18 protein-coding genes are annotated in these 23,405 nt (G+C 41.3%); 12 read left to right on the top strand and 6 right to left on the bottom strand.

What is annotated here, in order from left to right; genetic code table 11:
- Nucleotides 1–181: 181 nt before the first annotated feature.
- The 6 genes from FKV42_RS11110 to FKV42_RS11085 all read left to right on the top strand — a co-directional run bounded on the left by FKV42_RS11110 (nucleotide 182) and on the right by FKV42_RS11085 (nucleotide 8,337).
- On the top strand, nucleotides 182–991 hold the full coding sequence (locus FKV42_RS11110; protein ID WP_328287526.1) for a phosphoadenylyl-sulfate reductase: 810 nt from the start codon (nucleotides 182–184) through the stop codon (nucleotides 989–991).
- Between the two features lie 80 nt (nucleotides 992–1,071).
- Nucleotides 1,072–1,980, top strand: a complete 909-nt coding sequence (cysD, locus tag FKV42_RS11105; protein ID WP_154810302.1) for a sulfate adenylyltransferase subunit CysD — start codon at nucleotides 1,072–1,074, stop codon at nucleotides 1,978–1,980.
- A complete protein-coding gene (gene cysN / locus FKV42_RS11100; RefSeq protein WP_196214120.1) occupies nucleotides 1,977–3,521 on the top strand; it encodes a sulfate adenylyltransferase subunit CysN in 1,545 nt (514 codons plus the stop codon). Before cysD ends, cysN begins: the two co-directional genes overlap by 4 nt.
- A 958-nt stretch (nucleotides 3,522–4,479) precedes the next feature.
- Nucleotides 4,480–6,369, top strand: a complete 1,890-nt coding sequence (gene iorA / locus FKV42_RS11095) for an indolepyruvate ferredoxin oxidoreductase subunit alpha (RefSeq protein WP_230375658.1) — start codon at nucleotides 4,480–4,482, stop codon at nucleotides 6,367–6,369.
- Entirely contained in the window at nucleotides 6,366–6,986 is a 621-nt protein-coding gene (locus tag FKV42_RS11090) for an indolepyruvate oxidoreductase subunit beta (RefSeq protein ID WP_154810299.1), read from the top strand. Before iorA ends, FKV42_RS11090 begins: the two co-directional genes overlap by 4 nt.
- Nucleotides 6,987–7,002: 16 nt before the next feature.
- Nucleotides 7,003–8,337 (top strand): phenylacetate--CoA ligase family protein, encoded by a 1,335-nt coding sequence (locus FKV42_RS11085; RefSeq protein ID WP_154810298.1) that lies wholly within the window; start codon nucleotides 7,003–7,005, stop codon nucleotides 8,335–8,337.
- Between the two features lie 7 nt (nucleotides 8,338–8,344).
- Here the strand turns inward: FKV42_RS11085 and FKV42_RS11080 are convergent, their stop codons facing one another.
- Both FKV42_RS11080 and FKV42_RS11075 read right to left on the bottom strand, forming a co-directional pair.
- Nucleotides 8,345–10,513 (bottom strand): diphthine--ammonia ligase, encoded by a 2,169-nt coding sequence (locus FKV42_RS11080; RefSeq protein ID WP_154810297.1) that lies wholly within the window; start codon nucleotides 10,511–10,513, stop codon nucleotides 8,345–8,347.
- Between the two features lie 150 nt (nucleotides 10,514–10,663).
- Complete coding sequence (locus FKV42_RS11075; protein ID WP_154810296.1) at nucleotides 10,664–11,050, bottom strand: hypothetical protein; 387 nt, start codon at nucleotides 11,048–11,050, stop codon at nucleotides 10,664–10,666.
- A gap of 259 nt (nucleotides 11,051–11,309) precedes the next feature.
- Here FKV42_RS11075 and FKV42_RS11070 point away from each other — a divergent pair, with 259 nt between their 5' ends.
- From FKV42_RS11070 to purQ, 3 genes are all read left to right on the top strand, one after another.
- On the top strand, nucleotides 11,310–11,897 hold the full coding sequence (locus tag FKV42_RS11070; protein WP_154810295.1) for a CDP-alcohol phosphatidyltransferase family protein: 588 nt from the start codon (nucleotides 11,310–11,312) through the stop codon (nucleotides 11,895–11,897).
- A gap of 167 nt (nucleotides 11,898–12,064) precedes the next feature.
- On the top strand, nucleotides 12,065–12,316 hold the full coding sequence (gene purS / locus FKV42_RS11065) for a phosphoribosylformylglycinamidine synthase subunit PurS (RefSeq protein WP_154810294.1): 252 nt from the start codon (nucleotides 12,065–12,067) through the stop codon (nucleotides 12,314–12,316).
- Nucleotides 12,313–13,008, top strand: a complete 696-nt coding sequence (gene purQ, locus FKV42_RS11060) for a phosphoribosylformylglycinamidine synthase subunit PurQ (protein WP_154810293.1) — start codon at nucleotides 12,313–12,315, stop codon at nucleotides 13,006–13,008. Before purS ends, purQ begins: the two co-directional genes overlap by 4 nt.
- Nucleotides 13,009–13,201: 193 nt before the next feature.
- Here purQ and FKV42_RS11055 read toward each other — a convergent pair whose 3' ends face one another.
- From FKV42_RS11055 to FKV42_RS11040, 4 genes are all read right to left on the bottom strand, one after another.
- Nucleotides 13,202–14,659 (bottom strand): aminotransferase class I/II-fold pyridoxal phosphate-dependent enzyme, encoded by a 1,458-nt coding sequence (locus FKV42_RS11055; RefSeq protein WP_154810292.1) that lies wholly within the window; start codon nucleotides 14,657–14,659, stop codon nucleotides 13,202–13,204.
- A 189-nt stretch (nucleotides 14,660–14,848) separates the two neighbouring features.
- Nucleotides 14,849–15,520 (bottom strand): ribonuclease HII, encoded by a 672-nt coding sequence (gene rnhB, locus FKV42_RS11050; protein ID WP_154810291.1) that lies wholly within the window; start codon nucleotides 15,518–15,520, stop codon nucleotides 14,849–14,851.
- Between the two features lie 101 nt (nucleotides 15,521–15,621).
- Nucleotides 15,622–17,826 carry a type II secretion system F family protein gene (locus tag FKV42_RS11045; protein ID WP_154810290.1) on the bottom strand — a complete coding sequence of 735 codons (2,205 nt, stop codon included), beginning with the start codon at nucleotides 17,824–17,826 and terminating at the stop codon, nucleotides 15,622–15,624.
- 26 nt (nucleotides 17,827–17,852) lie between these two features.
- Entirely contained in the window at nucleotides 17,853–19,931 is a 2,079-nt protein-coding gene (locus tag FKV42_RS11040) for a type II/IV secretion system ATPase subunit (RefSeq protein ID WP_154810289.1), read from the bottom strand.
- A gap of 368 nt (nucleotides 19,932–20,299) precedes the next feature.
- On the opposite strand from FKV42_RS11040, the gene FKV42_RS11035 reads away from it, so the two are divergent.
- The 3 genes from FKV42_RS11035 (at nucleotide 20,300) to pheT (ending at nucleotide 23,348) form a co-directional block, all read left to right on the top strand.
- Nucleotides 20,300–21,208 carry a UbiA family prenyltransferase gene (locus FKV42_RS11035; RefSeq protein WP_154810288.1) on the top strand — a complete coding sequence of 303 codons (909 nt, stop codon included), beginning with the start codon at nucleotides 20,300–20,302 and terminating at the stop codon, nucleotides 21,206–21,208.
- A 314-nt stretch (nucleotides 21,209–21,522) separates the two neighbouring features.
- Nucleotides 21,523–21,645 (top strand): hypothetical protein, encoded by a 123-nt coding sequence (locus tag FKV42_RS14245; protein WP_268865984.1) that lies wholly within the window; start codon nucleotides 21,523–21,525, stop codon nucleotides 21,643–21,645.
- 83 nt (nucleotides 21,646–21,728) lie between these two features.
- Complete coding sequence (gene pheT, locus FKV42_RS11030) at nucleotides 21,729–23,348, top strand: phenylalanine--tRNA ligase subunit beta (RefSeq protein WP_154810287.1); 1,620 nt, start codon at nucleotides 21,729–21,731, stop codon at nucleotides 23,346–23,348.
- Nucleotides 23,349–23,405: the final 57 nt, after the last annotated feature.

Genomic DNA, 23,405 nt, shown 5'->3' with positions numbered 1-23,405 from the left:
AATGGGGTTTGAAGTAAACTCCAGTTAAAATGTTGTGTATCAACACCAAGTATTATTCTCCTCCTTCAATGAACTAAAATGTGCTTTAATGCGCAATACAAAATAGCAATATTTTAAAAAGGTTTTGATTACTTTGTGCGGAATTCACGGCAATTAAGGTGAGCGGTAGCATATATCTGTGATGCGGTTCCTTTCTATATTATACTTATACTCATACAAAATGACCTTATATTTTCATTCAACATCACATGAGAATTCAACTATGCCAGAAAGAACAGAACTTGAGAAGCTAGCTGATGAGTACAAAGACAGTTCTCCACAGGAGATACTCAAGTACGCCCTTAATAGGTTTGGAAAGGATATTACCATTGCATTCAGTGGTGCCGAGGACGTTGTGCTTATCGATATGGCTTCAAAGATAATGCCTGATGTTAGTGTCTTCTCTCTGGATACTGGTCGCCTGCATCCTGAAACATACAGGTTTTTTGATGTTGTAAGAGAGTACTATAATATTCAGCTTGAGATCTTCTTCGCTAACAGGGAAAAGACCGAGGAACTTGTCCTGAAAAAGGGTATGTTCTCATTTTACAAAGACGGTCATGGTGAGTGTTGTGCTGCCAGGAAGGTGGACCCTCTCAGGCGTTCACTGAGCATAAGGGCTGCGTGGATAACAGGCCAGCGTAAGGATCAGAGTCCTAATACACGTGCAAATATCCCTGTGATAGAGTTGGATCCTGTGTTTGGAGATGGAAATCTAATAAAGTTCAATCCTCTGGCAAACTGGAGCTCAAAACAGGTCTGGGATTATATCAGGGAGAACAATGTCCCTCACAACGAGCTTCATAAGAAAGGATACGTCAGTATTGGTTGTGAACCATGTACCAGACCTGTCCTGCCGGGACAGCATGAGCGTGAGGGACGCTGGTGGTGGGAAGAGGCTACAAAGAAAGAATGTGGTCTGCATTCGGGAAATATAATTCCTCAGAACTGATAGAAGAGTCTGGGATATTATATCTAAGGACAATTACGAATGCCACTGAAATTACCTATAATAATTAAGGGAGGGGCTGTATGACAACTACGGAAGAATCTTACCATCTTTCAAATCTAAAAACACTTGAAGCTGAGAGTATTGGTATCATCAGGGAAGTAGCTGCGGAATTTGATAACCCTGTGATGCTGTATTCCGTGGGAAAGGATTCATCGGTGATGACCCATCTTGCGATCAAGGCATTTTATCCGAAAAAGGTACCTTTTCCGTTATTGCATATAGATACCGGATATAAGTTCCCGGAAATGTACGAGTTCAGGGATGCGTATACAAAGAAAAACGGGCTTGACCTGAGGATTCACAGGAATGAGGAAGCCCTCAAAAGAGGAGTGAATCCTCTTTCAGTTGGAACTGTCAGGTGCTGTGCCGAGCTTAAGACCAAAGCACTTCTTGATGCACTGAAAGAAGGTGGTTACGATGCTGCATTCGGAGGTGCAAGGAGAGATGAAGAGAAATCAAGGGCAAAAGAGAGGATTTATTCTTTCCGCGACAAACATGGCCAGTGGAACCCGAAGAACCAGAAGCCTGAACTCTGGAATCTCTTCAATTCAAAGATTGACCCGGGTGAATCCATAAGGGTATTTCCTCTCTCAAACTGGACAGAGCTTGATATCTGGACTTACATCTACCATGAGAATATCGACATCGTCCCTCTCTACTTTGCGAAGGAAAGACCTGTCATTGAAAAGAATGGTCAGCTTATTCCTGTTTATACGGATGAGTATGAGGACGAGGTCAAGGATGTCATGTGTCGTTTCAGGACACTTGGGTGCCATTATTGTACTGGTGCAGTGAGGTCTGAGGCAGACACCCTGGAGAAGATCATTGAAGAGATGATGGTAGCACGCCATTCCGAACGTATTACAAGGGTGATCGATCACGATCAGGACAGTTCAATGGAGCAAAAAAAAAGGGAGGGATACTTTTGAGTTCCGAGTCTCTAATCGAACAGAACCAGAATATCGATCTGCTGCGTTTTGCTACTGCAGGTAGTGTTGATGACGGAAAATCCACTCTCATTGGCAGATTGTTATATGATTCAAAATCAATATTCGAGGACCAACTACACACTATTAAAACCTTCTCTAGAACTCACAGGAACCAGGAAATAGATTATTCACTGGTCACCGACGGTCTGAAATCGGAAAGAGAGCAGGGAATTACTATAGATGTTGCTTACAGGTTCTTCTCAACTCCAAAGAGACGTTTCATTATTGCTGACACTCCGGGTCATGAACAATATACAAGAAACATGGCTACAGGTGCATCCAATGCATCACTTGCTCTGATTCTCATTGATGCAAGAAACGGAGTTGTCACACAGACTAAAAGGCATTCATTCATCTCATCCCTGCTGGGTATCCGTAATTTTGTAATTGCTGTCAATAAGATGGATCTGGTAGACTATTCGCAGGAAGTGTTCGAGAGTATCGTAAGTGAGTTCAATGCTTTCGCTGATAAGTTAGCGGATGAGTCTGTTTACTATATTCCAATAAGCGCACTTGAGGGTGATAATGTCATTGAGCGAAGCGAGAACATGCCATGGTATAAGGGTTCCACATTGCTTGACTATCTGGAGAATGTGAACGTCTCCGGTGGGCGTAACCTGAACGATTTCAGGTTCCCTGTCCAGTATGTGAACTGGGGAGGAGGCGATGATTTCAGAGGCTATTGCGGTACAATAGCTTCAGGGGTGGTCCATAAAGGCGATAAGATAAGGGTGCTTCCGTCTGGTAAGACAAGCAAAGTCTCAAGGATTGTCACGTATGATGGATATCTCGATTATGCCTTTGCTCCGATGGCAGTGACTCTTTGTCTTGAGGATGATATCGACATAAGTCGCGGTGATATGATCGCAAAGGTGGATGATCTTCCTGCTATTGCCGGTAGCTTTGAGGCGAATATCGTCTGGATGGATAACACTCCAATGGAGATTGGCAAGGATTATCTGATAAAACACACAACAAGCATGGTAAAAGGCAATTTTGAAGAAGTTATTCATGAGTTTGACCCTGACGATATCAGTATGAAATCATCGAAATCCCTGGGACTGAACAGCATCGGTAAAGTCAAGGTTGAATTGAAGAGCCCGGTTTTTGCAGATATCTATTCTAAGAACAGGGTAACAGGTTCATTCATAGTTATTGATCCACATACAAATCAGACTGCTGCTGCCGGCATGGTTACAAAATACAAGCAGGTTTCACCTGATAAAAGTTGCAAGTCCGCAAAGATCAGGGTCATTTCCTATCCTGCTGACAAAAAAGAAGAAGCAAAGGCTAAGTATGACCGTCTTTCCATGCATGGTACACATTGCATTTATGTGGATGATGATCTTCTGAAGGAAACTCTCCGTAAGGGGAAACCAGTTGACAGTGATGAATATTCTGAAATGATAGAGAACCTGTGTAAGATCGTTACACAATCAGGTGTATCTGTTGTTGTATGCTCGGATCACTTTAAAAGTTGAATTTAAGCTATCTGCCATCTATTCAAGGTGGCATTCTTCATCTTTTTTAATGACTTTTAGTCATTTTGATATTTTAAGTCTTATGTTCATTTTTGTTAAATTCAATTTATACCAGCTCGGATGGTTATTATTCTTTTATTTTTCGATAGCCCTTACTTTATACCTATACGGTTAAAAGTAATATATATACTAAGAAAACCAACTTGAATTGTAAAAAGATTTGGTTCACAAGACTTCGGAATAGTGTGTAATAATCGCGTTATACAACGAGTATTTCACCTAATTGGAGAGAACCTACATTAAAAGTAAAGGATGCATTCCTGCAATAAAATGCATCCTTGTGTTTGCAGGAAGTTGGACATAATAGCTACGAACCAACTACCAACATTATACTACAAACCTATTTACGCATTTATTGCATATATTTTTGCCTGAATTTGGCAAAAAATACGTAATATTTGCCAATGTTGGTTCTAGTTTTTCCAAATTTCAAAAGATGTATTGGTAAATATGGAGAAATATGAAAGAACTATTAGATTATCTTAGCTTAATATTGAACATACTGAAGATTGCTCTTGCAGTAATCTCTATAATTGAAAAGACGTATTTTCACAGAACTAAAAATAACAAATAATGCTGCTTTTCAGTATTTTATTTTTTTATCATATTCCTAAATTTTAGCAAATTACAAGTTGAAACCTTTTTTTCCAGGATTCCTATAAACATGCAAGTTACTATATAAATTCACAAACCATTTACACGTTCTTAAGTGTTCTTTTGGATAAACCTGCAAGCTTTTGTTTAGTTCTATGGACTTCAAAATCCACCGTCAAAACATTTATATTTCATCAAACAAGTGCATAGTCAGCATTAATGTGTGATTTAGGCAATTCATATTCAAGATATGATTATTCGTAAATCTATTTTCTAATCTTCTAATTATCTTCATTCAAGAGGAATGACATTGACCGGTAAACGTATACTAATGGGCAACGAAGCCATTGCTTTTGGAGCCATGAAAGCTGGCCTTCAGATTGCAAGCGGCTATCCTGGCACACCATCCAGTGAGGTCATGGAAACAATCATTTCACATGCAAAAAAGTATGGCATTTATGCCGAGTGGGCGACCAATGAGAAAGTAGCACTTGAAACAGCAGTTGGTGCTGCATATTCCGGTGCGAACACTATTGTAACAATGAAACAGGTCGGCCTGAATGTAGCTTCCGATCCTCTCATGAGTCTTTCCTACATAGGCATCAAAGGCTCACTTGTAATTCTCGTTTCCGACGACCCCGGACCACATTCATCCCAGACCGAGCAGGACACAAGAGCATTCGGTCACTTTTCCAACATTCCTGTTCTTGATCCTTCAACCCCGCAGGAAGCCTATGACATGACAAAACTGGCCTTTAAGCTCTCACACGAGCTTGAAACTCCTGTAATTCTGAGAACTACAACAAGAGTTTCTCATGGATGCGAGGATGTACTTATAGAAGATATCGAGCCTGTATCAAAAGACATTGAAGGATTTGTGAAAGACAGCAGATGGATCATATTCCCAAAACTGACAGCCCAGCGTCATCCTCTTCTGGAAGAGCTTCAAGTCAAAATGTCTGACCGTTTTTCAGAGTACTTTGATGATAATACTTTCAATTCTATTACAAAAGGAAGCAGCAAAATAGGAATTGCAGCTTCCGGTGTTTCCGCTCTTTATGCAAAAGAAGCAATAAAGGAGCATTCTGATGTATTCTCCTTTTTCAAAGCAGGTACGGCTTATCCTTTCCCTGAAAAAGCAGCTCTCGATTTCATGGAAGGTCTAACTGACCTGATAGTTGTGGAGGAACTTGATCCTTATATGGAAGAGCAGTTCCTGCAGATAGCAGGGAAATATCATCTTAATATCAATATTCATGGAAAGAAGAATGGTTCTTTCCCTGTAAGCGGAGAATATAATGTTGATGTTGTTGTGGACAGCGTCAATCGTGCACTTGACAACATAGGTAGCCAGAGTATCCGGCTTTCCCATTCAGTTGCCGCCGTGAAACCAGAGGATATCCCATCTCTTCCAATTCGTGCTCCTACATTATGTGCAGGCTGCATGCACCGCACAGTATTCTATGCCTTCAAGAAAGCTGCTGCTAAAATGAAAAAGCAGTCAGGAATTGATTCAGTATTTTCGGGTGATATCGGATGTTACACTCTTGGAAATGCACGTCCTCTTAACATGGTGGACACCTGTCTCTGCATGGGTGCAGGAATAAGCATTGCAGCAGGTCTTTCCCATACTCCTGAGTTCATGCAGGGTAAGAAAGCAAAACAGGTGGCTTTCATAGGTGATTCCACATTCTTCCATTCGGGAATTGCTGCCGTTGTCAGTGCTGTCTATAACAACGCAGACATAACGATTGCAGTGCTTGACAACCGCACAACAGCCATGACAGGACATCAGCCTCATCCCGGTATAGGTTTAACAGCCATGGGTTCCCCTGCAAAGATGATCGATATTGCAGAGGTCCTTAAAAGCTGCGGGGTCGGGATGGTAAAGACAATTGAAGCCGATGACCTACAGGCTTGCATGGATATAGCCACTGAGGCGATGGAGTTTGAAGGCCCATCCGCAGTGGTTTTCAAAGGTAAATGTGTGGCTATTTGCAAAGGAACCAGTCAATATGTTGTAGATGAGGACAAATGTACCAACTGTAAGTTATGCATCAACCAGCTTGGCTGTCCTGCCATATTCTCAATTGCACCAGGCATTCCGGTAATTCAGGACACATGCAGTGGCTGTGGCCTGTGTGCACAGATCTGTCCGGCTGGTGCTATTGTGCTGAAGGAGGCCTTACAATGAAATTCGACATTATCATTGCAGGTGTAGGTGGTCAGGGTGTTGTGCTGGCTTCCCGTTTACTTGCTACTGCTGCCATAGATGCAGGTTTCCATGTTGCTACCGCCGAGACCATAGGAATGGCCCAGAGGGAAGGTTCAGTTACCAGTCACGTAAGAATAGGTGATGATGTATGCGGCTCATTAATACCACATGGAAAAGCCGACCTGCTTATTGGTCTTGAACCAGCAGAGGCTGCAAGGAATATTCTTTTCCTCAGCAAAAATGGTAATATGGTCGTTAATGAGCATGCCATTATGCCTTCAACACAGGATTGCGATGAATATGACCCTGAAAAGATACTGGAATTCCTGAAAGAAAGCTGTCCGCAGACCATTACAGGAGATTTTACTGGACTTGCAAGGAGTGCCGGGACATACAAGGCCGCTAACGTTGCCATGATAGCAGCAGCAGCTGGTGCTGGTCTTTTACCATTCTCTGATGAATATCTGTGGGGTGTGCTTGAGAAGATGATTCCTGAAAAGTACAGGGAAGTTAACCGCAGGGTCTTTGATAAGGCCATTGAAAGTGTTTCAGGAATATCAGAAAAATCCGGCAAGGAAACAAATGAGGATAAATGATCACAGGGTGAGTTGAATGTGTAACTGTCATGATAATAACAGCAAGAAGCTTACAGATAAAGAGAATAATGATGCTAATTACCGCAATCTCTGTGATTATGATACATCCGTGGAAAAGAGAACAGCCAGTCTCATGGACCTTCTGAAAAGAGTAACTGAAGGCAGTCCATTTTATAAGAAAAAGTTTGCAGAAGCTGGCGTGGATATTAGCGAGATAAAATCTCTTGAAGATATCAGCAAGCTTCCTTTAACTACAAAAGAAGAACTCAGGGATGCGTATCCGCTGGGGTTGCAGGCTGTACCGGATGAGGAAGTCGTAAGGATACACTCATCTTCAGGAACAACCGGAAGCCCGGTAATTATTCCCTACACAAAAGGAGATGTAGAGGTCTGGGCTGACATGATGATGCGCTGTTATAAGATGGCAGGTCTCACAAATACGGACAGGATACAGATAACTCCTGGTTATGGATTATGGACTGCAGGAATCGGATTCCAGGCAGGTGCTGAACTTCTGGGTGCAATGGCTGTTCCTATGGGTCCTGGAAACACCGAGAAGCAGCTCAAGATGATGCAGGATCTTAAATCCACGGCTCTTGCGAGCACTTCATCCTATGCACTTCTGCTTGCAGAGGAGATCACAAAAAGAGGACTGAAGGACAAGATCCACCTGACTACAGGTATTATAGGTTCCGAGCGCTGGAGTCCTAAGATGAGGGCACGTATTGAGGACGAGCTGGGAATAGATACATATGATATCTTTGGCCTGACCGAGATCTACGGACCTGGAATTGCTCTTGATTGTTCACTGCATGATGGTCTTCATTACTGGTCTGATCACCTGCTCTTTGAGATAATAGACCCTGTAACCGGTGAAACACTACCTGATGGAACCCTCGGTGAGCTAGTAATCACAACACTTACAAAGGAAGGTGCACCGCTCATACGTTATAGGACAAGGGACCTGACACGCATATATCCGGAACCCTGCAAGTGCGGATGTCCTTTCCCGCGTATTGACCGCATTCTTGGGCGTACTGATGACCGCATAAAGATCAAGGCTGTTAATGTCTACCCCGGACAGATAGAGGATGTCATCATGAGGGTAGAAGGTGTGAGCAGTGAATACCAGATTGTTCTTGAAAGAGAAGGCGGAAGGGACAGTATGCTCTTTAGGGTTGAGATAGAGAATGCCGACGATCCTGAGGTCAACAAACAGAGATCAAAACAGATGAATAAGGCTTTCCATGATTTCATCGGAGTAAGCGTTGATGTTGAATGTGTTCCTATTGGAGCATTGCCACGTAGTGAAAAGAAGAGTAAGAGAGTTATTGATAATAGGGAGATGTGAGGTTACATCACTCTTTATCCACAAGCACTGCATTGGTGATTACCACTTTTGCAGTGTACTCATCCCTTTCAATGACTTCCATTTCCTTAATCTCTATTTTTTTGTGATACATCGGTCCGTCAGTTACAAAGCTTTCAAACTCTCCGCCTTCGCCTGCAACGTTGAGTCCTATCTTCTCATTGAGCTTGACAAGTTTTTCAATATCTTTCTCAGTGATAATACGTCCAACCCAGCTTTTGTTAAGACCATATGCAGCAACACTGCTGAAAATGAATTCAAATCCAAGATCGAGGAGTTGGTACATCTCTTTCTCCTGGTCAATGTGCCACAGGGGTGAAAATGCTTTGAGTCCGAGTTCGTCACAAACTCTTTCTATCCTTTCACGCTGGTAATTTGAGTAAAGGGCTCCGGTAATAACTCCTTCAATACCGAACTCGTCCTTTGCACGGATGATGGCATTCTTCATGTCATCCAGTTCCTTTTCCTTTTCTCCCTTGGTTAGTTCTTCAATGAGTGGAAGTTCCATTGCTTCTGCCTGCAGGCGTGCAAGGTCAATATTAGGTGTGTGGAACATGTATGAGTCAAGGTTCTGACTTTTGATGGTGATGAGACATTCAATAGAATAATTCTGCTGCTGCATCACATGCATTGCATAATTGCTGTCCTTGCCTGAACTGAAAAGCACACCAAGTTTCAGGTTTGGCTGTCCGTAGAACTGCTTCAGGTAGTCTGTCTTTGTTTTGCATCTTGCTTTCTTTGCAAGTTTACCAATGGCTTTGTCAAAGCGACTTCCATACTGAGCTGCCTGTTTCCTGCGCTGGCTGACCTCGGCAGGAATGCCAATTTTTTCTGCAAGCATGCGGAGTATGAGTTTGTTCTGTTCTTCATCAATTTTGTACTCAGGTGGGATTTTCAGACAATAATCCACAAACCTCTTGTCAAGATAAGGAACACGCAGTTCGATGTTGTTGTTCATAGAGACAACATCGTCACGATATGTGTTTTTCTCGTAGATTTTCAGAACATCAGCATAGCAGTCCCTGCTTATGTCTGTGGAACGCTTGTGACGGTCATAACCTGCAAAGATCTCATCGGCTCCTGAGCCTGAGAACATTACCCTGATGCCGTCTTCTCTTGCAGCCACACATGCTGCATACATGGTGAGAGCAACACCAACTTTTGGAACGTTGCTATCTTCAACAAGAGGAACCACGTCTTTGAGATATTCTTCAACTTCGTCAAGGTCTATGATTTTGATCTTCAGGTCGAGTCCGAGTTCATCAGCCATCTTCTTTGCATATTCTACATCCGGTGGAAGCTGTACTCCTGCAAGACCTGCGGTGTAGCATGTAAAATCGATCCCTGGCTTTTTTCCCATCAGTTTGCACAGACAGGCGATTATTGTGGAATCAAGTCCTCCTGAAAAAAGGATTCCGAATTTCTCTTCCGGCATTCGGATAGATACCGCATCTTCAAGTTTTTCAAGCATCACTTTTTCAAGTTCATCGATGCTGCCTTCGTGTTCCGGTATAATGGAGAAGAATTCCCTGTTGAATTTCTCCAGATTTCCGGTTTTGATGTTGTAGGCCAGTATCTCTCTTGGGTTTAGTTCCTTGATATCTGCAAAACCGTTTCTTGCAAGCGCTTTTTTCTCGGAACAAAATGCAAAACCATCGGAGTTGCTGTACCAGAGTGGTTTCAGGCCAACGATATCCCTTGCAACGTAAACTGTATCATCCAGCCAGTATGCGATGGCATAGACTCCAATGACTTCCAGGAGCACTTCATCTATTAGCTGCATCATGTTGTTGCTTCTGGAATCTCCGGCTTTCTTCTCAATTAACTGTATCAGCAGGTCAGTGTCATTCTCAGCTTCGATCTCGTATTTCTCAACAAGCTCTTTCCAGTTGTATATCTCACAGTTGGCAACCATTTTACCTTTATAGGCAAGTGGCTGCAGGACGTAGTTCACCATTGAATGAAGTCTGTGTCCCAGTACATTTCTCTCTGCAGTTTTAGAGTCTATTCCAAGTGAATCAACATCTTCTGCACGAAATATTTTCTCTGAGGTGCAGATTCCAATACCATCGAGTCCTCTGTTCTTTGTGATCTCAAGGGAACTCAGTGCATGTTTCAGTGAATTGTCATTGTTAAAAAAGCCTGTAATTGAGCACATATTCTGATCGGTGACCTGTTTTTAGTTCAAGGAGGTGTTAAAGTCTGATAAATGCTTTGAGTAGAGCACTACAAGAAATAAAAAAATGAAAAAGAGAGGATCGTTTGAATAAATGAATTGAAGTTAAAAATGAAAGGAAAAAAGACGTGTTCAGGGTTTGCATTCCAGAGCAACACGTTCTTCGGGTGTAAGTGAGATGTAGAATTTCAAAATATCCTCTGGATTCATGTCAAGGCCAAGGTTGTATCCGTGGGCTCTTCCGGCTCTGAGGAAATTCTCTTCCTTTTCATGCTTTCTGAGCATAAGATTCTCAACTTCTTCGTTGCTAAGTTTTGACATATCCACTTTCCTGAGAAGACCTATGAGCAGGAAATTGTTCTCTATATGTTCGTAATAGTTCTCTGTTTGTTTCTCTACCTTCTTTTCAGGCTCGAACAAATATGCGGTCTCTCCGTTAGAGTCCGTGTAGGCAAGTGATATTTTCCTAAGTACCAGCTTACCATTCTCGCATACCAGAATCTTACGTTCGGTCTTCATTTATTTTCCTCAATTGTTTTTAGCAGAAGGGTATAACACCCTGGGTATTTTCACAAATTAATTCTTAAATTGTGAAACTATAACTGCAATTGCTGCTTTCTCAAATTACTATTTAATCTTTTCTACACTATATTGTCTAATGAGCATCATTATTATGAGTTTATCAATTTACGCTGTTGGCTTTTATTTCATAAAATGCAACAGATGAAATAGAATGAGATTCTAAATAGTTACAACAGTTACAGGACAGAGGCATATAATGTTCAGTGAACTCAAAGATAAGATCAGGTCTTCAATATTACCATTTGTTAAATGGATACCGTTATCTCCAAACTTGCTCACCATAATTGGTCTTCTGATTAGCTTCTGGGCAGCCGTTGTTTTTGCCACCGGTGACCTGATGGCAGGAGCTTTACTCATCCTTTTCAGCGGTTTCTTTGACATGATAGACGGTGCCGTTGCACGTGCCAAAGGAAGGATGACTGTGTTTGGGGCTGTACTGGATTCTGTATGTGATCGTTATGCAGACGCAATTGTCTTTGCCGGGATTATTTACGGATCATTTACCGGTACTATTGTGCAGAACAGCTTGTTCTCAGTTCCAATATGGTTCTGGGTTGTCTTTGCCATCATGGGATCATATATGGTAAGTTACGTGCGTTCAAGGGCAGAAAGTGCAGGTGTAGGTTCAATGAATATCGGTATTGCTGAAAGACCGGAACGTATGATCATCCTTGTGGCTGGTTCCCTAAGCGGATATCTTTTGGAATCCATTGTTCTGATAGTTATCCTTACTCACATAACAATGATCCAGCGTTTGCTCTATGCAAAAAAAGAGCTTTCATGATTTTCTGTTTTAGAATTTCGTATTTCATTATTGTTTTTTGTTTTTTTGTATTATGGAATTAGAAATAGGGTGTCCCAATGCAAAGTTTATAATATAAGGCGTTATTATTAATTGCCTAGTTAACTGTTATATTATTATCAATATACATCATCAAATGAGGATTCCAAATGCAATACCAGGCAGATGTAACCATTGAACTCAAAAGCGGTATGCTTGACCCTGAAGGCACAACGATCAAAAGGGCACTTGAACACTTAGGATATGAGACCGACAGTGTAAAAACAGCAAAGAAATACACAATTGATCTTCAGGCAGAGAATATCCACGATGCCAGAGAGATAGTTGAGCAGATGTGCCAGAAGCTCATCGCAAACCCGATCATCCATAATTATGAAATCTCCCTGAGGGAACTGCAATGAGTATAGGTATTGTACAGTTTGGTGGCAGCAATTGTGACCTTGACGTGTTGCATGTCCTGAAAGATGTAATCGGAGTTGACGCTGAACTCGTATGGTACAAGGAAGAAGACCTTTCCCGTTTTGACGGAATAGTTGTTCCCGGTGGTTTCTCATACGGTGACTACCTAAGAGCCGGTGCTATTGCAGCACGTACTCCTGTCATGGCTTCCATCAAAGCACTTGCAGAAGCAGGCAAGCCTGTTATAGGTATATGCAACGGTTTCCAGATTCTCACAGAATCCGGCCTGCTGGATGGAGCTCTTACAACCAACAACTATCCAAAATTTAAATGTGAATCCACACTTCTAAGAGTTGAAACAACTGACACACCATTTACATCAAAATTCAAGAAAGGTGAAGTGGTCAGTATTCCTATCGCTCACATGGAAGGTAATTTCTATGCAGACGAAGCAACCCTTTCAAAATTCGAAGACAACGGTCAGGTTGCATTCAGGTATGTTGACAGGGAAGGCAAGGTCACAGACGAGGCAAATCCTAACGGCTCACAGGAAAACATTGCAGGTATTGTAAGTACCAAAAAGAATGTACTCGGCATGATGCCACACCCTGAAAGAGCTTCCGAAGAAATACTCGGCTCAAAAGACGGTATCAGGATATTCGAATCAATGGTGGAGTTCATCTCCAAAAATTGATTCCACTCTTTTTTCTTTAATTTCAATATTGGCTCTGTAGAAATCCTTATTTATCACAAAAATCTTCAAAAATTGCACTTCAATAAATGATTTTCATATTCATGCATAGAATAAAAAACAGTAACAAGTTGCATATTTATATCCGTCCATTTTGTTTTCTGACTCCTAAATATGCAGCAGTAACTTGCCATACTCACAAAAGACGTGATTCGATCACATTTTTCCAGGCGGCTTTTTTGTTTGTTTCCAGATCATTATCTTCCAGAAGTGCGTCCAGAATCTCCTGTGCAATTTCAGGTTCGTGGACTATACGACAGTTCATGCAGCTCCATCCTTTTCTTCCTTTTGAACCGGTGATCCATTCTCCTCCAGTCTTCTCGTTTTTGCACGGGTTGAAGGGGCAATAGCAGAAAGTGCAGTCCTGGCCGGGGAAGTGACAGGGGTAATATGGGCATTCTGTATTTCTTCCCATAAGTTTACCTGAATTCAGCGTTTCTTCGAGTTTTGCTTTAGCGAGGTCTCTTGCCCATTCGCTAAGAACGATGCCGAATATCTCCTCGAAATTATCAACATTGCTTTTGGTAGTAACTGCTACTCTTGCATAATCTTCATCAGGGATGTAGAACGAGCGGCAATCCAGTATCAACACTCCGTGTGATGCAAGTCTTTGCGTAAGTTCTTCCAGTCCCATTAAAAAGTTCAGCTTGACAAGGATATAGCTGGAATCGCTTTTTTCCGGTACGTAACCGCGGCTTGAGAACAGGTCTGTAAGGTATTTTCGCTGTTCTTTGATAAAATTTCTGGAATCTTCCAGATAAGAGCTATTACCTCCGCCCTGCATTTCCATCAAAGAAGTTCCAATGGATAACGGCAGTATGTCTGTATCGTTTTCTGCAGATGAGTGGCTGAGTTTCTCTATCATTTTTTCCGAAGCTATCGCAAAAGACACATCATGGTCTGAAATAGCAAATGTATTGGATATTGAACGCTGGATAATGACATTATCATTTTCCCGGACAATTGATGCAACGCTCTGGTACGGGTCGGTTAATTCTATCAATGTTTCATCAACAAAAAGTAAAGTTCCTTTTTCCCTGCAACGCCCTGCAAGATATATTATATCGTCAGAACACAGCAAAGCACCGCTCAGATGAGCAGGATTGGCTATCAGTACAATTCCAGCTTTATCCAGGGATTTTTCCGGTATATCTTTCAGGCATCCGTTGTCCTGATGATCATTCATTATGAGATTTTCATTTATATTGTACGTGAATTCAGGAGAACATGAGTGAGGAACTAATATCTTTTCTTCTTTATCCAGTAAGGTCTCAACGACCCTTCCCCATAGATTTTTTCCGATAACAGGAAGTATATTTTCAGTCTTGATTACCATATCTACAAAGGAAACTGCCGCTCTTTTGAATTCAAGCTGTGAATCGGATGCAGAGCATTCTTGCGTTTGCTTATGAGAATCGATGTTTTGTATGGCAATATATAGTTCACCATGTTCAAATGGACTGCCAAAAGGATTTGAACGACCCCGAAGCTCCATCAGGCAGTTCTTGTCAATGTTGAATTGCCGGGATATGTCTGAAAGGGTTTTGTTGTTAAGGGAGTTTTCCGATATATTGTTTGCATGGTTCATTTTCATTAAGTACCGTTTTAATTGCCTACTATTAAAGCTGCTATTATTTAGTAACACATATTATCTTAAAACTTTACGAAGAATCCGATTCAAATCCATTTGCCGGAGTTATCATCAACTACACATAAAAATCGACTATGCTTTTGAGAGTTTCCGCAGAACTCGTTTTCGGCAATTGTCAGTTATTCTTTATCCTCATTCCTGATTATTTTCAGCTTCAGCATTTTTAATAACATTCTCCGCAGTCTTCCAGGAATGTCTCACATAATCCGGAAAATCTCCATATTCTCCATACCAGTCAGCAAGGAATTTCTTTGTTTTAGGGTCAGAAGGATAACCGCTTCCAAAATCCACTCCATGTTCAGCTTTTAAATCTTCTATAAGCTGGTCCCTGCGAACCTTTGCAACAATGGATGCAGCAGAGACTATAGGATAGCTTGCATCTGCCTGATGCTTTGAAATAATCGTTAGATTGTCAGCTTTTTCAGGATTGTTCTTCCTGTACTCTTCCAGAAGCCTGACACCAAATCTTTCCTCTTTTACATCAGCAGCATCAGCATAAGCAGTTTCAGGATGGAGTTGTTCAAGCACTTTTGAGAATGCAACCACCATAATATCATTCATGCTCATAAGGGTCCTGAGCTCATCAATCTGCTGTGCTGTTATCTCTAAAACAAAAACTTTTTCAGAATACTTTTCTATCTGGCCTGCAAGATGTACTCTCTTTTTAGGACTGAGTTTCTTTGAATCTGCAACTCCCAGGTTCTTCAATGTACTTTCTTTTGCATCGTCAATCATAACTCCTCCAATGCACATTGGTCCTATTACCGGTCCCTTTCCAGCTTCATCTAATCCGGCTATTTTCATGAACAAATCATCTCTGCTAGCAGTACAAAGGATTCTGATTCTAAAAAAGTATTTGCCAGGACAAGTTTAAGTTCCTGGCTTTATCTATAATATTTGTCCAATCACACGAAAAGCGTGAATATCACATATCCTATAGCCATCATAATGGTGGAGTGCTTCAGACCGGACATTACATTTCCTTCTCCCATTGCACCTGCCATAAGTCCTGAACTCAGTCCCTGGATAATGGATGCGTGCTTGAACAGACGTGTGTATGCCTCAAGGTCAAAACTACCAAGGAAGCCTCCACTCGATGAACCTGAAGCTGCCATTTGTTCTCCGGCTGCTGCCATTTCAGTAAGGAAGGTCGTGGAAATAACAAAGATGACACCGACGAAGACCAGGAACGATATGTAGATAATAACAATATAGATCATCATACTCATGCCACGTTCTCTTTTCATTCCCTGCTCGGATGCTGCATCCCTGGCAGCTACCAGCAGAACCTCACCAATATCTCCGCTTGATTCATTGGCCTTTGTGACAAGTGAGAGTGATCTTGTGACAACCTGCGTCCTCAAACGATTTGCAAATCGTATCAGTGCATCGTTAATCTCAAGTCCCCAGAAAATATCCCGCCAGATCTTCTTGATCTCTTTGCTAAGAGAATCTGTGTCGGATTTAGCCATAAGTCTGATCGAATCCCTGAGGGTCATACCTGTTTCATTGGTGCTGGCAAGCTTTTTCATAAAATCAGGGAAGCTATTTTCCAGTTTTCTTTTCCTTCTGGCCTTTATTTCATGGAATATCGAAAGTGGCACAATGACTATAAACAGTGCAAGTACGATCATGTCATCAATAAAATCAATGAAGTAGGCTGTATCGCGTATCTTGTTCATGTCCATTAATATGGGTAAAATGATTACAAGCAGAGCCACTGGAATTGTAATGGCAAGCGTAGTAAGAGGTTCCTTAAGCATTGGTTTCAGAGGGTTCATTGCAATATTTTTCAATGCAAGGAATTTCTTCGATTTGATGAAACCTTCAAAATAACCTCTATTGCGGATCTTCTCTTCTGTTTCGTCGATGAGTTCTCCGTTTTCATCATAAGCCTGTTCCAGATTTCCGGGAACATCCGGTATTCCATGGTCCAGAGTTTCATTGGTAGGCAGAAGTTTTGGTTCTCCCATTTCTGTTGGCGTGATAATGCTGATCATCACAACGAACATTATGGAACCAATAGGCAATACTGCGTAAATGATTGCGTAAACCATGGTGCTGGTCCCTGAACCCATAACAGCCATCATGACCCCCATGATGATTATGAAAAGAGGACCTGCTACAAAAGCAGTAACATATGATTCTGCCAGCAATCCAAGAGTTTCAAGGAAACCTTTCTGGTCCACTTCCGCTTTGACAAGATATTGTTCAGATTTGTCACGGAAATAGTTAGGAATATTTCCTCCACTGTCAATAACAGTAAGGAGATTATAAATGAGGTCCTGGAACCTATCTGATGGAGTTGTTTCCGAGGCACTTGAAAGTGCAGTTCTCAGGTCATGTCCGAAATAGTCCATGTCCCTTACAATGGAATCTATTTCTTTGGAAACTTCACCGTATGTGTCCTCTGACCTTGCAAGTGCCCTGAACACATCGATGATATTCATTCCGCCTTTACTGAGGGCGTACATAAATGTAACAGCATAAGGGAGCTGCATATCTATCTTAGCTTTTCTCTCACTTGCCTGGAATCCTGGCAGGAGCATGAAAAGTGCATAGACAATTCCCCCCATACCAACTATGAAAATACCCGTAATGAAAACGCCGACAAATAACTCCTTAAAGGACAACAGCCACGACATCCTCGGACTGAATGTTATGTTTGTCAACTGATCCGGCAATCCAACAAGGACAATTACGGTATATGTGAGGAATAGTCCTATAAGGGCGCCTGCTATTCCTGCAACAAGGGAATAGAAAATAGCATTTGAGATATACATCTCATGGGATATGGGTATGCGTGCCTGGTTAAGCTGTTTCTGAAGATTTTCATAGCTTTCCTTTCTGGCTTTGATCTTGTCGCCAAGAAGGACATAAGGTATCTTCTTTAGTATATCTACATAAATTGAAACCTTCTTCATGTACTGATCGGGATCAAAGCTGCTCTTTGACTTATTTGATCTCTGTTTCTTTTTTCCTTTCTTGTCAGTACTTGCCGGTTCCTGTACAGTCTGATTTTCAGCAGATATGTTCCCTTCTTCGATATCTTCAATAATATCCTCCGGGACATTCTCTGTTAGTTCAGAACTTTCTTTGATCTCAGTCACAATATCGCCCCCTTGTTACACCAGCATTATACCAGTTGCAATTTCTTCAGTATCTTTTCCGGTGTAGACTGGTAAGCATTGATAATATCGGAGATTTCCTGGAAATCAGTAATACCATTGTTTACCATGTATTCAAGGACCTTCTGGCGATAGTACAATTCCTGATCTACCTTCCCCTGTGCCCAACCACGCCTCATCTTAATATCGAAAAGTGCTTTTGATTCACCTGTACGGATAAACATGTCAGATTCTGAATCCCACACAAAGATGTCGTTTGTCCTGATATTCCTGGTATTCGGGTCAATGTCAACGATCTCAACCAGCTTGATGTTCCTTCTTACACGCTTACCTTTAGTGTAAGTCTGGGATTGGATGCTCATGATGTCCAGTGCCTGGATCATTGTACGTGGAACACTGATAGGTGGGTTCTCAAGTCTGTGAATGGCAGATGCAACAGAGTCAGCGTGCATTGTTGAGAATGTTGTGTGTCCTGTTGACATTGCCTGGAAAAGTGTGAGTGCTTCCTTACCTCTTACTTCACCCACAAGCAGGAACTCAGGTCTTTGTCTCAGGGCTGCCTTTAGCAGGTCGTACATGTCAACAGCTCCCCTTTCATCTGCAGTGAAGGAATCCCTTGTAACACTTGGAATCCAGTTTGGATGAGGAAGCTTGAGTTCCCTTGTATCTTCAAGTGTGATGATCTTGGCTTTTTCAGGTATAAAGAGTGAAACAGCGTTAAGTGAAGAAGTCTTACCTGATGCAGTACCTCCTGCATAGATCAAACTCTTGTTGTTCTCGATACAGAGCCAGAGATATGCCATGGATTCTGAGGAGAAAGTTCCCCATTTGATAAGATCCACCGGGGTGATTGGCGTGTCACTAAACTTACGGATGGTAAATGTACTACCATGTGCTGTAACACTTGTACCCAGCGTCATCTGGATCCTTGACCCGTCCGGCATGGTTGCGTCAACCATAGGTTCTGCAACTGAGATGTGCTTGCCACTTCTCTGAGCCATCTGAATGATGAATGAATTCAGTTCGTCTTCTTCATAGACAACATTGGTTGCGATATTCGTGTGTGCCCTGTGATAAAGGAAAATAGGAACGTCATGGCCATTGCCGGATACATCTTCAATGGAGTCATCCATCATCAGGGCATCAATCTTTCCGAATCTGACAAAGTCCCTTTTGATGTAATATGATATCTTTTCCAGCATTGGTGGCGTGATCTCTATAGTATAATCCTTAATTATTGACCTGATCTTTGATTCAAGCACAGCTTCCTTGTCATCTGCTTCCTCATCGATTTCTTCCACAAGAAGCACGTCTCTTAATCTGTCTTTGATCTCAAGAAGGAAGGTATGTTCAAAATCAGTAAGCTTTGGTTCTACAATATAGTAAAGATGACTGTTGCGGTCTTCGTTGAATAAGATAACTATGAATGCGTAGGGTTCATTTACCCAATAACGTTCAACTTCTTCATATCCTTCCAGGCCTTCGAACTCTGTAATTGGTCCGTGTAGCTCCAGGTCATATGGTTCGATCTCGATCTCTGTTTGTTTGAAAATATTCTTGATCTTTCCAACAAATCCCAGTTTCTCTTCTTTTTCTTCTTCCTGTTCTTGCGGAGCTTCTTCTTCAGTTTCTAAGTCTGGAGCTTCTGAGGATATCAGTTCTTTTTCCGGCTCGATACTTTCAAGTTCTTCTGAGTCGGTATCGTCCTCACTTTCGCTGTCTATGCTCACTTCTTCTTTAATCGGTTCAGGAGCATTTTCCTCATCAATTTCAGTGATTAATGGTTTTGGAGGTCCGAAATTAGGTGATCTTGGAAGTAAAATGCCAAAATCTTCGTCATTTCCTTCTTCTTCATTCTCCTCTTCCTCATTATCTTCATCGATTATGGCCTCAGTTGCACTAAGCAGTTGAGCAAAATCCTTCTCGAATTTATCTCTTTCATTTTCTATTTCCGACATTTCCTTCATTATATCCGTGTTAAGGATTTCATCGTCAATTTCCTGGTCACTGGAAACTTCGTCAGGATTGTCTTTTTTATTTTGAATGGAAGATTTTTCCTCAGAAATATTAGATTGATCATCGGCCATTGTTTCACCGCTGGATGAATAATTTGATTTTGTAATCAATTATTTGTTATTGGTAATGTATAAGGTACCAGAAGCATTATTGATTATATTATATTCATATTATAATTATACTATTCTGGTAATTAAATGTATTGTAAGAATGTGAATTTACGACCTTACAATATGCATGGTCTCTATGAATTCTTTGTATATGTTGTGCATTAGTTGCAGGAATTTGCAAATTTTAGCATTCCATTCTATGTTGTTTCATAGATGTTTATCTAGGTAGTTACATATACATTAGTATATATCAAATGTTCATATAATTATCTATAAAAATACATTTATATTCATTATCTTGACATGCATGTCCAAAAGTATCAGATTATATGATTTCTGATGTACATGCAGTAGGTTCCATATTTGGATTTAAAAATGATATATTAGTGCTTATGAAGATACTCTGGAGAGAACTGGTATTTGGTGGCCATCTCTTCGCTATAGGATCAGTTTCTGTCGTAATGGCTTGCTCCATTGTGTTTATGATCCCGGTAAGCTGGGATATTCTCTTTGTGACATATCTTCTGTTCTACGCAATCTATCTTTATGACTACTTGCAGGGTGCATCCTCTGATGAAGCTACAAACAGCAGCCGTGCAAAGTATCTATTATGTAAGAACAAAAGCAAGTGTACAGTCATTATCACATCTCTGGTTCTTTTCACCATAATGATGATCTTCACATCACTTACTATAACTGCTATAGGAATGTCGATCCTGATTCTTGGTCTTCTCTATGGGAGTCACTTTAAGAAATTAACTAAAAAGATTCCGGCATTCAAGAATGTCTTTGTTTCTGTCGTCTGGGCATTTATGGCAATCTTTGCATTCATCTATTATTCAGTGCCAATTACATATGGTGCAATTATGCTTGCACTCTTTGTCTTTATCCGCATGATGAATATTCAGATCCTTTTCGATGTAAGAGATATGGAAGGCGACCGTAAAGATGGTCTTCTGACAGTCCCGGTAATTCTTGGTGATAAAAAATACCCATTTATTCTCAGACTTATCAACATCGTATCAATCATTTTCATGCTGGCATGCGTTGTAAAGGGTCTATTGCCAGCTTTCACACTTGCAATCACTCCAATGTTCTATTATGCTGTAAGCTACATTAACAGGGTTATAAAATCAAGAAACGAATACACATCCTACATCTTTGCAGCATTTGAACCAATTATGTGGTCAGTATTCATATTCGCAGGAAAGTACGTTACAATGCTTAGTGTTTTCTGAGCATTAAATTCAATATTTAATCGTCTCCGTGAATTTCTGTTCAATTTCGGATTATATGAGTGACACAAACTTTGCTCATTTTCGTTTCCACAAAAATAACCTTTGATCTAAAAACAAAATGACCATCCGCCGAAGGTAGCTCATTCCAATGCTACTGCACAGAAGAATATTCCTAAGATTATTGCATTTTTGTTGAGAATTCAGTACAGAAATTCTGCAAAGAAAATATTTCAGAGTATTGTGCAGATTATTTCGTTTAGACTTATGGGAAAACGCCGGCTTTGCCGGGTCCTTCGGGTTTGCTTAAGTGATTCATGACTTACGATAAATCAGTTTACAAACTCACAATGTTTGAGGCACAGGGTTCTAATTCCTCTACAAAAAACGAATCAGAACTCCAAAAACTAACTGCACGTATTCCCGAAAACCACATTTAAACACAAATATTAAATGTAAAGGTGGCTATGTTCTGCTATATTTAGCTTAAAATAAAACCAGGGAAGGAACTGAGGAAAACCCTATGCCTATTATAACCTTACCATATGACGACCTTGAAAAATTAACCGGAACAGACAAGGATACTATTATTAAACGCGTGCCAATGATAGGTGCAGATATCGAGCGTATAGAAGATGAGTCAATAGATATCGAATTCTTCCCTGACCGCCCGGACCTTTACAGTGTTGAGGGTGTTGCACGTGCACTGCGTGGTTTTCTGGATATTGAAACCGGTTTTCGTGAATATGAGGTCAAACCTTACACTGTAGAAATAACAAAGGACGAGAATATAGATTCAGTTCGTCCGATTTTTGGCTGTGCAATCGTCCGTGGTGTTAAGTTCAATTCAAGCGCTATCAAAACCCTGATGGACCTTCAGGAATCACTTCACTGGGGACTTGGACGTGACCGTAAGAAAGTATCAATAGGTGTGCACGATCTCTCAAAGGTACAGCCTCCTTTCAGATACATTGCAGCAGACCCGGATTATAGTTTCGTTCCTCTTGATTTCACAGAACCAATGACCATGAAGGAAATACTTGAGAAGCATCCGAAAGGAACACGCTTCGCACACATCCTTGATGGTTTTGATATGTATCCACTTATTCTCGATGCAAACGACAATGTGCTCTCATTCCCCCCAATTATTAACGGTACACTCACGATGGTCACCGAGGAAACAACTGATCTTCTGGTGGATGTTACGGGACTCAGCAACGAAGTGTACACTGCACTCAACATAGTTACAACAGCTCTTGCAGAACGTGGTGGAGAAATAGAGTATGTTAAGGTTGTCAATGCAGATGGAACCGAAGATATTCCTCTTGATCTTAGCCCAAGGGTAAAGGTGCTTGAAAGAGCAGAGATCGACGGTCTTATTGGTATGGAACTTCCGGCAGATGAGATAGTTAACCAGCTTTCAAGAATGGGATTCGGTGCAAAAGAACTTGAGGATGGACGTATTGAAGTTCAGATCCCACGTTACCGTGCAGATATTCTTGACAACTCAGACATCATTGAAGACATTGCAGTAGGATACGGCTTTGACAAGATCCCTGCTGTTTTCCCGATGAATGCAACAGTAGGCAAGTCTCACATGCTTTCAGACATAAGTTCTGACATGCGTGAGATAATGACCGGACTTGGCTATCTTCAGGTCATGCCTTTCACACTTACAAGCGACAGGGTTCACTTTGACTGGATGTGCAGGGAAAAGACCGATGATGTCACCTATGTAATGCATCCGATAAGCGAGGACCAGACAATGGTCAGGACAACTATCCTGCCGAACCTCATTGAGATCCTTTCCATGAACCAGCACAGGGAACTTCCACAGAGAATATTTGAGGCTGGTGACGTTGTTATCAACGGTAAGAACGGACTTCACCTTGCAGCAGTTTCCATAAGCCCGCAGGCAAATTTCACAGAAGTAAGGGAACTTGTTGATGCTCTTATGCGTGAAAGAGTTGTGGAGTACGAGGTTGTAGAATCAGAAGACCCTGCTTTCATGGAAGGCAGAAGGGCTGACATTATCGTAAATGGAAAAAAAATAGGTGTCATGGGAGAACTGTTCCCACAGGTTATAGTTAACTTTGGCCTTGGTCAGCCGGTTGTCGGATTTGAGATCGATCTTCTGGATTGATCTTCAAACCATATTTCAATTTTAATTCTTTTTTTGTTTCCGATTTTGAATCCCAGT

It is taken from the genome of Methanolobus vulcani (assembly GCF_006546655.1).
In the GTDB taxonomy this organism is placed as follows: Archaea; Halobacteriota; Methanosarcinia; order Methanosarcinales; family Methanosarcinaceae; genus Methanolobus; species Methanolobus vulcani_A.
The sequence above is the reverse complement of the archived record's forward strand: the minus strand, read 5'-3'. Positions and strand labels throughout refer to the sequence as shown.

Excerpts from the sequence above, each read along its gene's own strand:
- purQ (WP_154810293.1), top strand. The coding sequence starts at position 12,313 with ATGAGTATAGGTATTGTACAGTTTGGTGGCAGCAATTGTGACCTTGAC.
- rnhB (WP_154810291.1), bottom strand. The coding sequence starts at position 15,520 with ATGAAAATAGCCGGATTAGATGAAGCTGGAAAGGGACCGGTAATAGGA.
- purS (WP_154810294.1), top strand. The coding sequence starts at position 12,065 with ATGCAATACCAGGCAGATGTAACCATTGAACTCAAAAGCGGTATGCTT.
- FKV42_RS11080 (WP_154810297.1), bottom strand. The coding sequence starts at position 10,513 with ATGTGCTCAATTACAGGCTTTTTTAACAATGACAATTCACTGAAACAT.
- FKV42_RS11070 (WP_154810295.1), top strand. The coding sequence starts at position 11,310 with ATGTTCAGTGAACTCAAAGATAAGATCAGGTCTTCAATATTACCATTT.
- iorA (WP_230375658.1), top strand. The coding sequence starts at position 4,480 with ATGACATTGACCGGTAAACGTATACTAATGGGCAACGAAGCCATTGCT.
- FKV42_RS14245 (WP_268865984.1), top strand. The coding sequence starts at position 21,523 with ATGACTTACGATAAATCAGTTTACAAACTCACAATGTTTGAGGCACAG.
- FKV42_RS11040 (WP_154810289.1), bottom strand. The coding sequence starts at position 19,931 with ATGGCCGATGATCAATCTAATATTTCTGAGGAAAAATCTTCCATTCAA.
- pheT (WP_154810287.1), top strand. The coding sequence starts at position 21,729 with ATGCCTATTATAACCTTACCATATGACGACCTTGAAAAATTAACCGGA.
- FKV42_RS11035 (WP_154810288.1), top strand. The coding sequence starts at position 20,300 with ATGATTTCTGATGTACATGCAGTAGGTTCCATATTTGGATTTAAAAAT.
- cysD (WP_154810302.1), top strand. The coding sequence starts at position 1,072 with ATGACAACTACGGAAGAATCTTACCATCTTTCAAATCTAAAAACACTT.
- FKV42_RS11090 (WP_154810299.1), top strand. The coding sequence starts at position 6,366 with ATGAAATTCGACATTATCATTGCAGGTGTAGGTGGTCAGGGTGTTGTG.
- FKV42_RS11085 (WP_154810298.1), top strand. The coding sequence starts at position 7,003 with ATGTGTAACTGTCATGATAATAACAGCAAGAAGCTTACAGATAAAGAG.
- FKV42_RS11075 (WP_154810296.1), bottom strand. The coding sequence starts at position 11,050 with ATGAAGACCGAACGTAAGATTCTGGTATGCGAGAATGGTAAGCTGGTA.
- FKV42_RS11110 (WP_328287526.1), top strand. The coding sequence starts at position 182 with ATGCGGTTCCTTTCTATATTATACTTATACTCATACAAAATGACCTTA.
- FKV42_RS11055 (WP_154810292.1), bottom strand. The coding sequence starts at position 14,659 with ATGAAAATGAACCATGCAAACAATATATCGGAAAACTCCCTTAACAAC.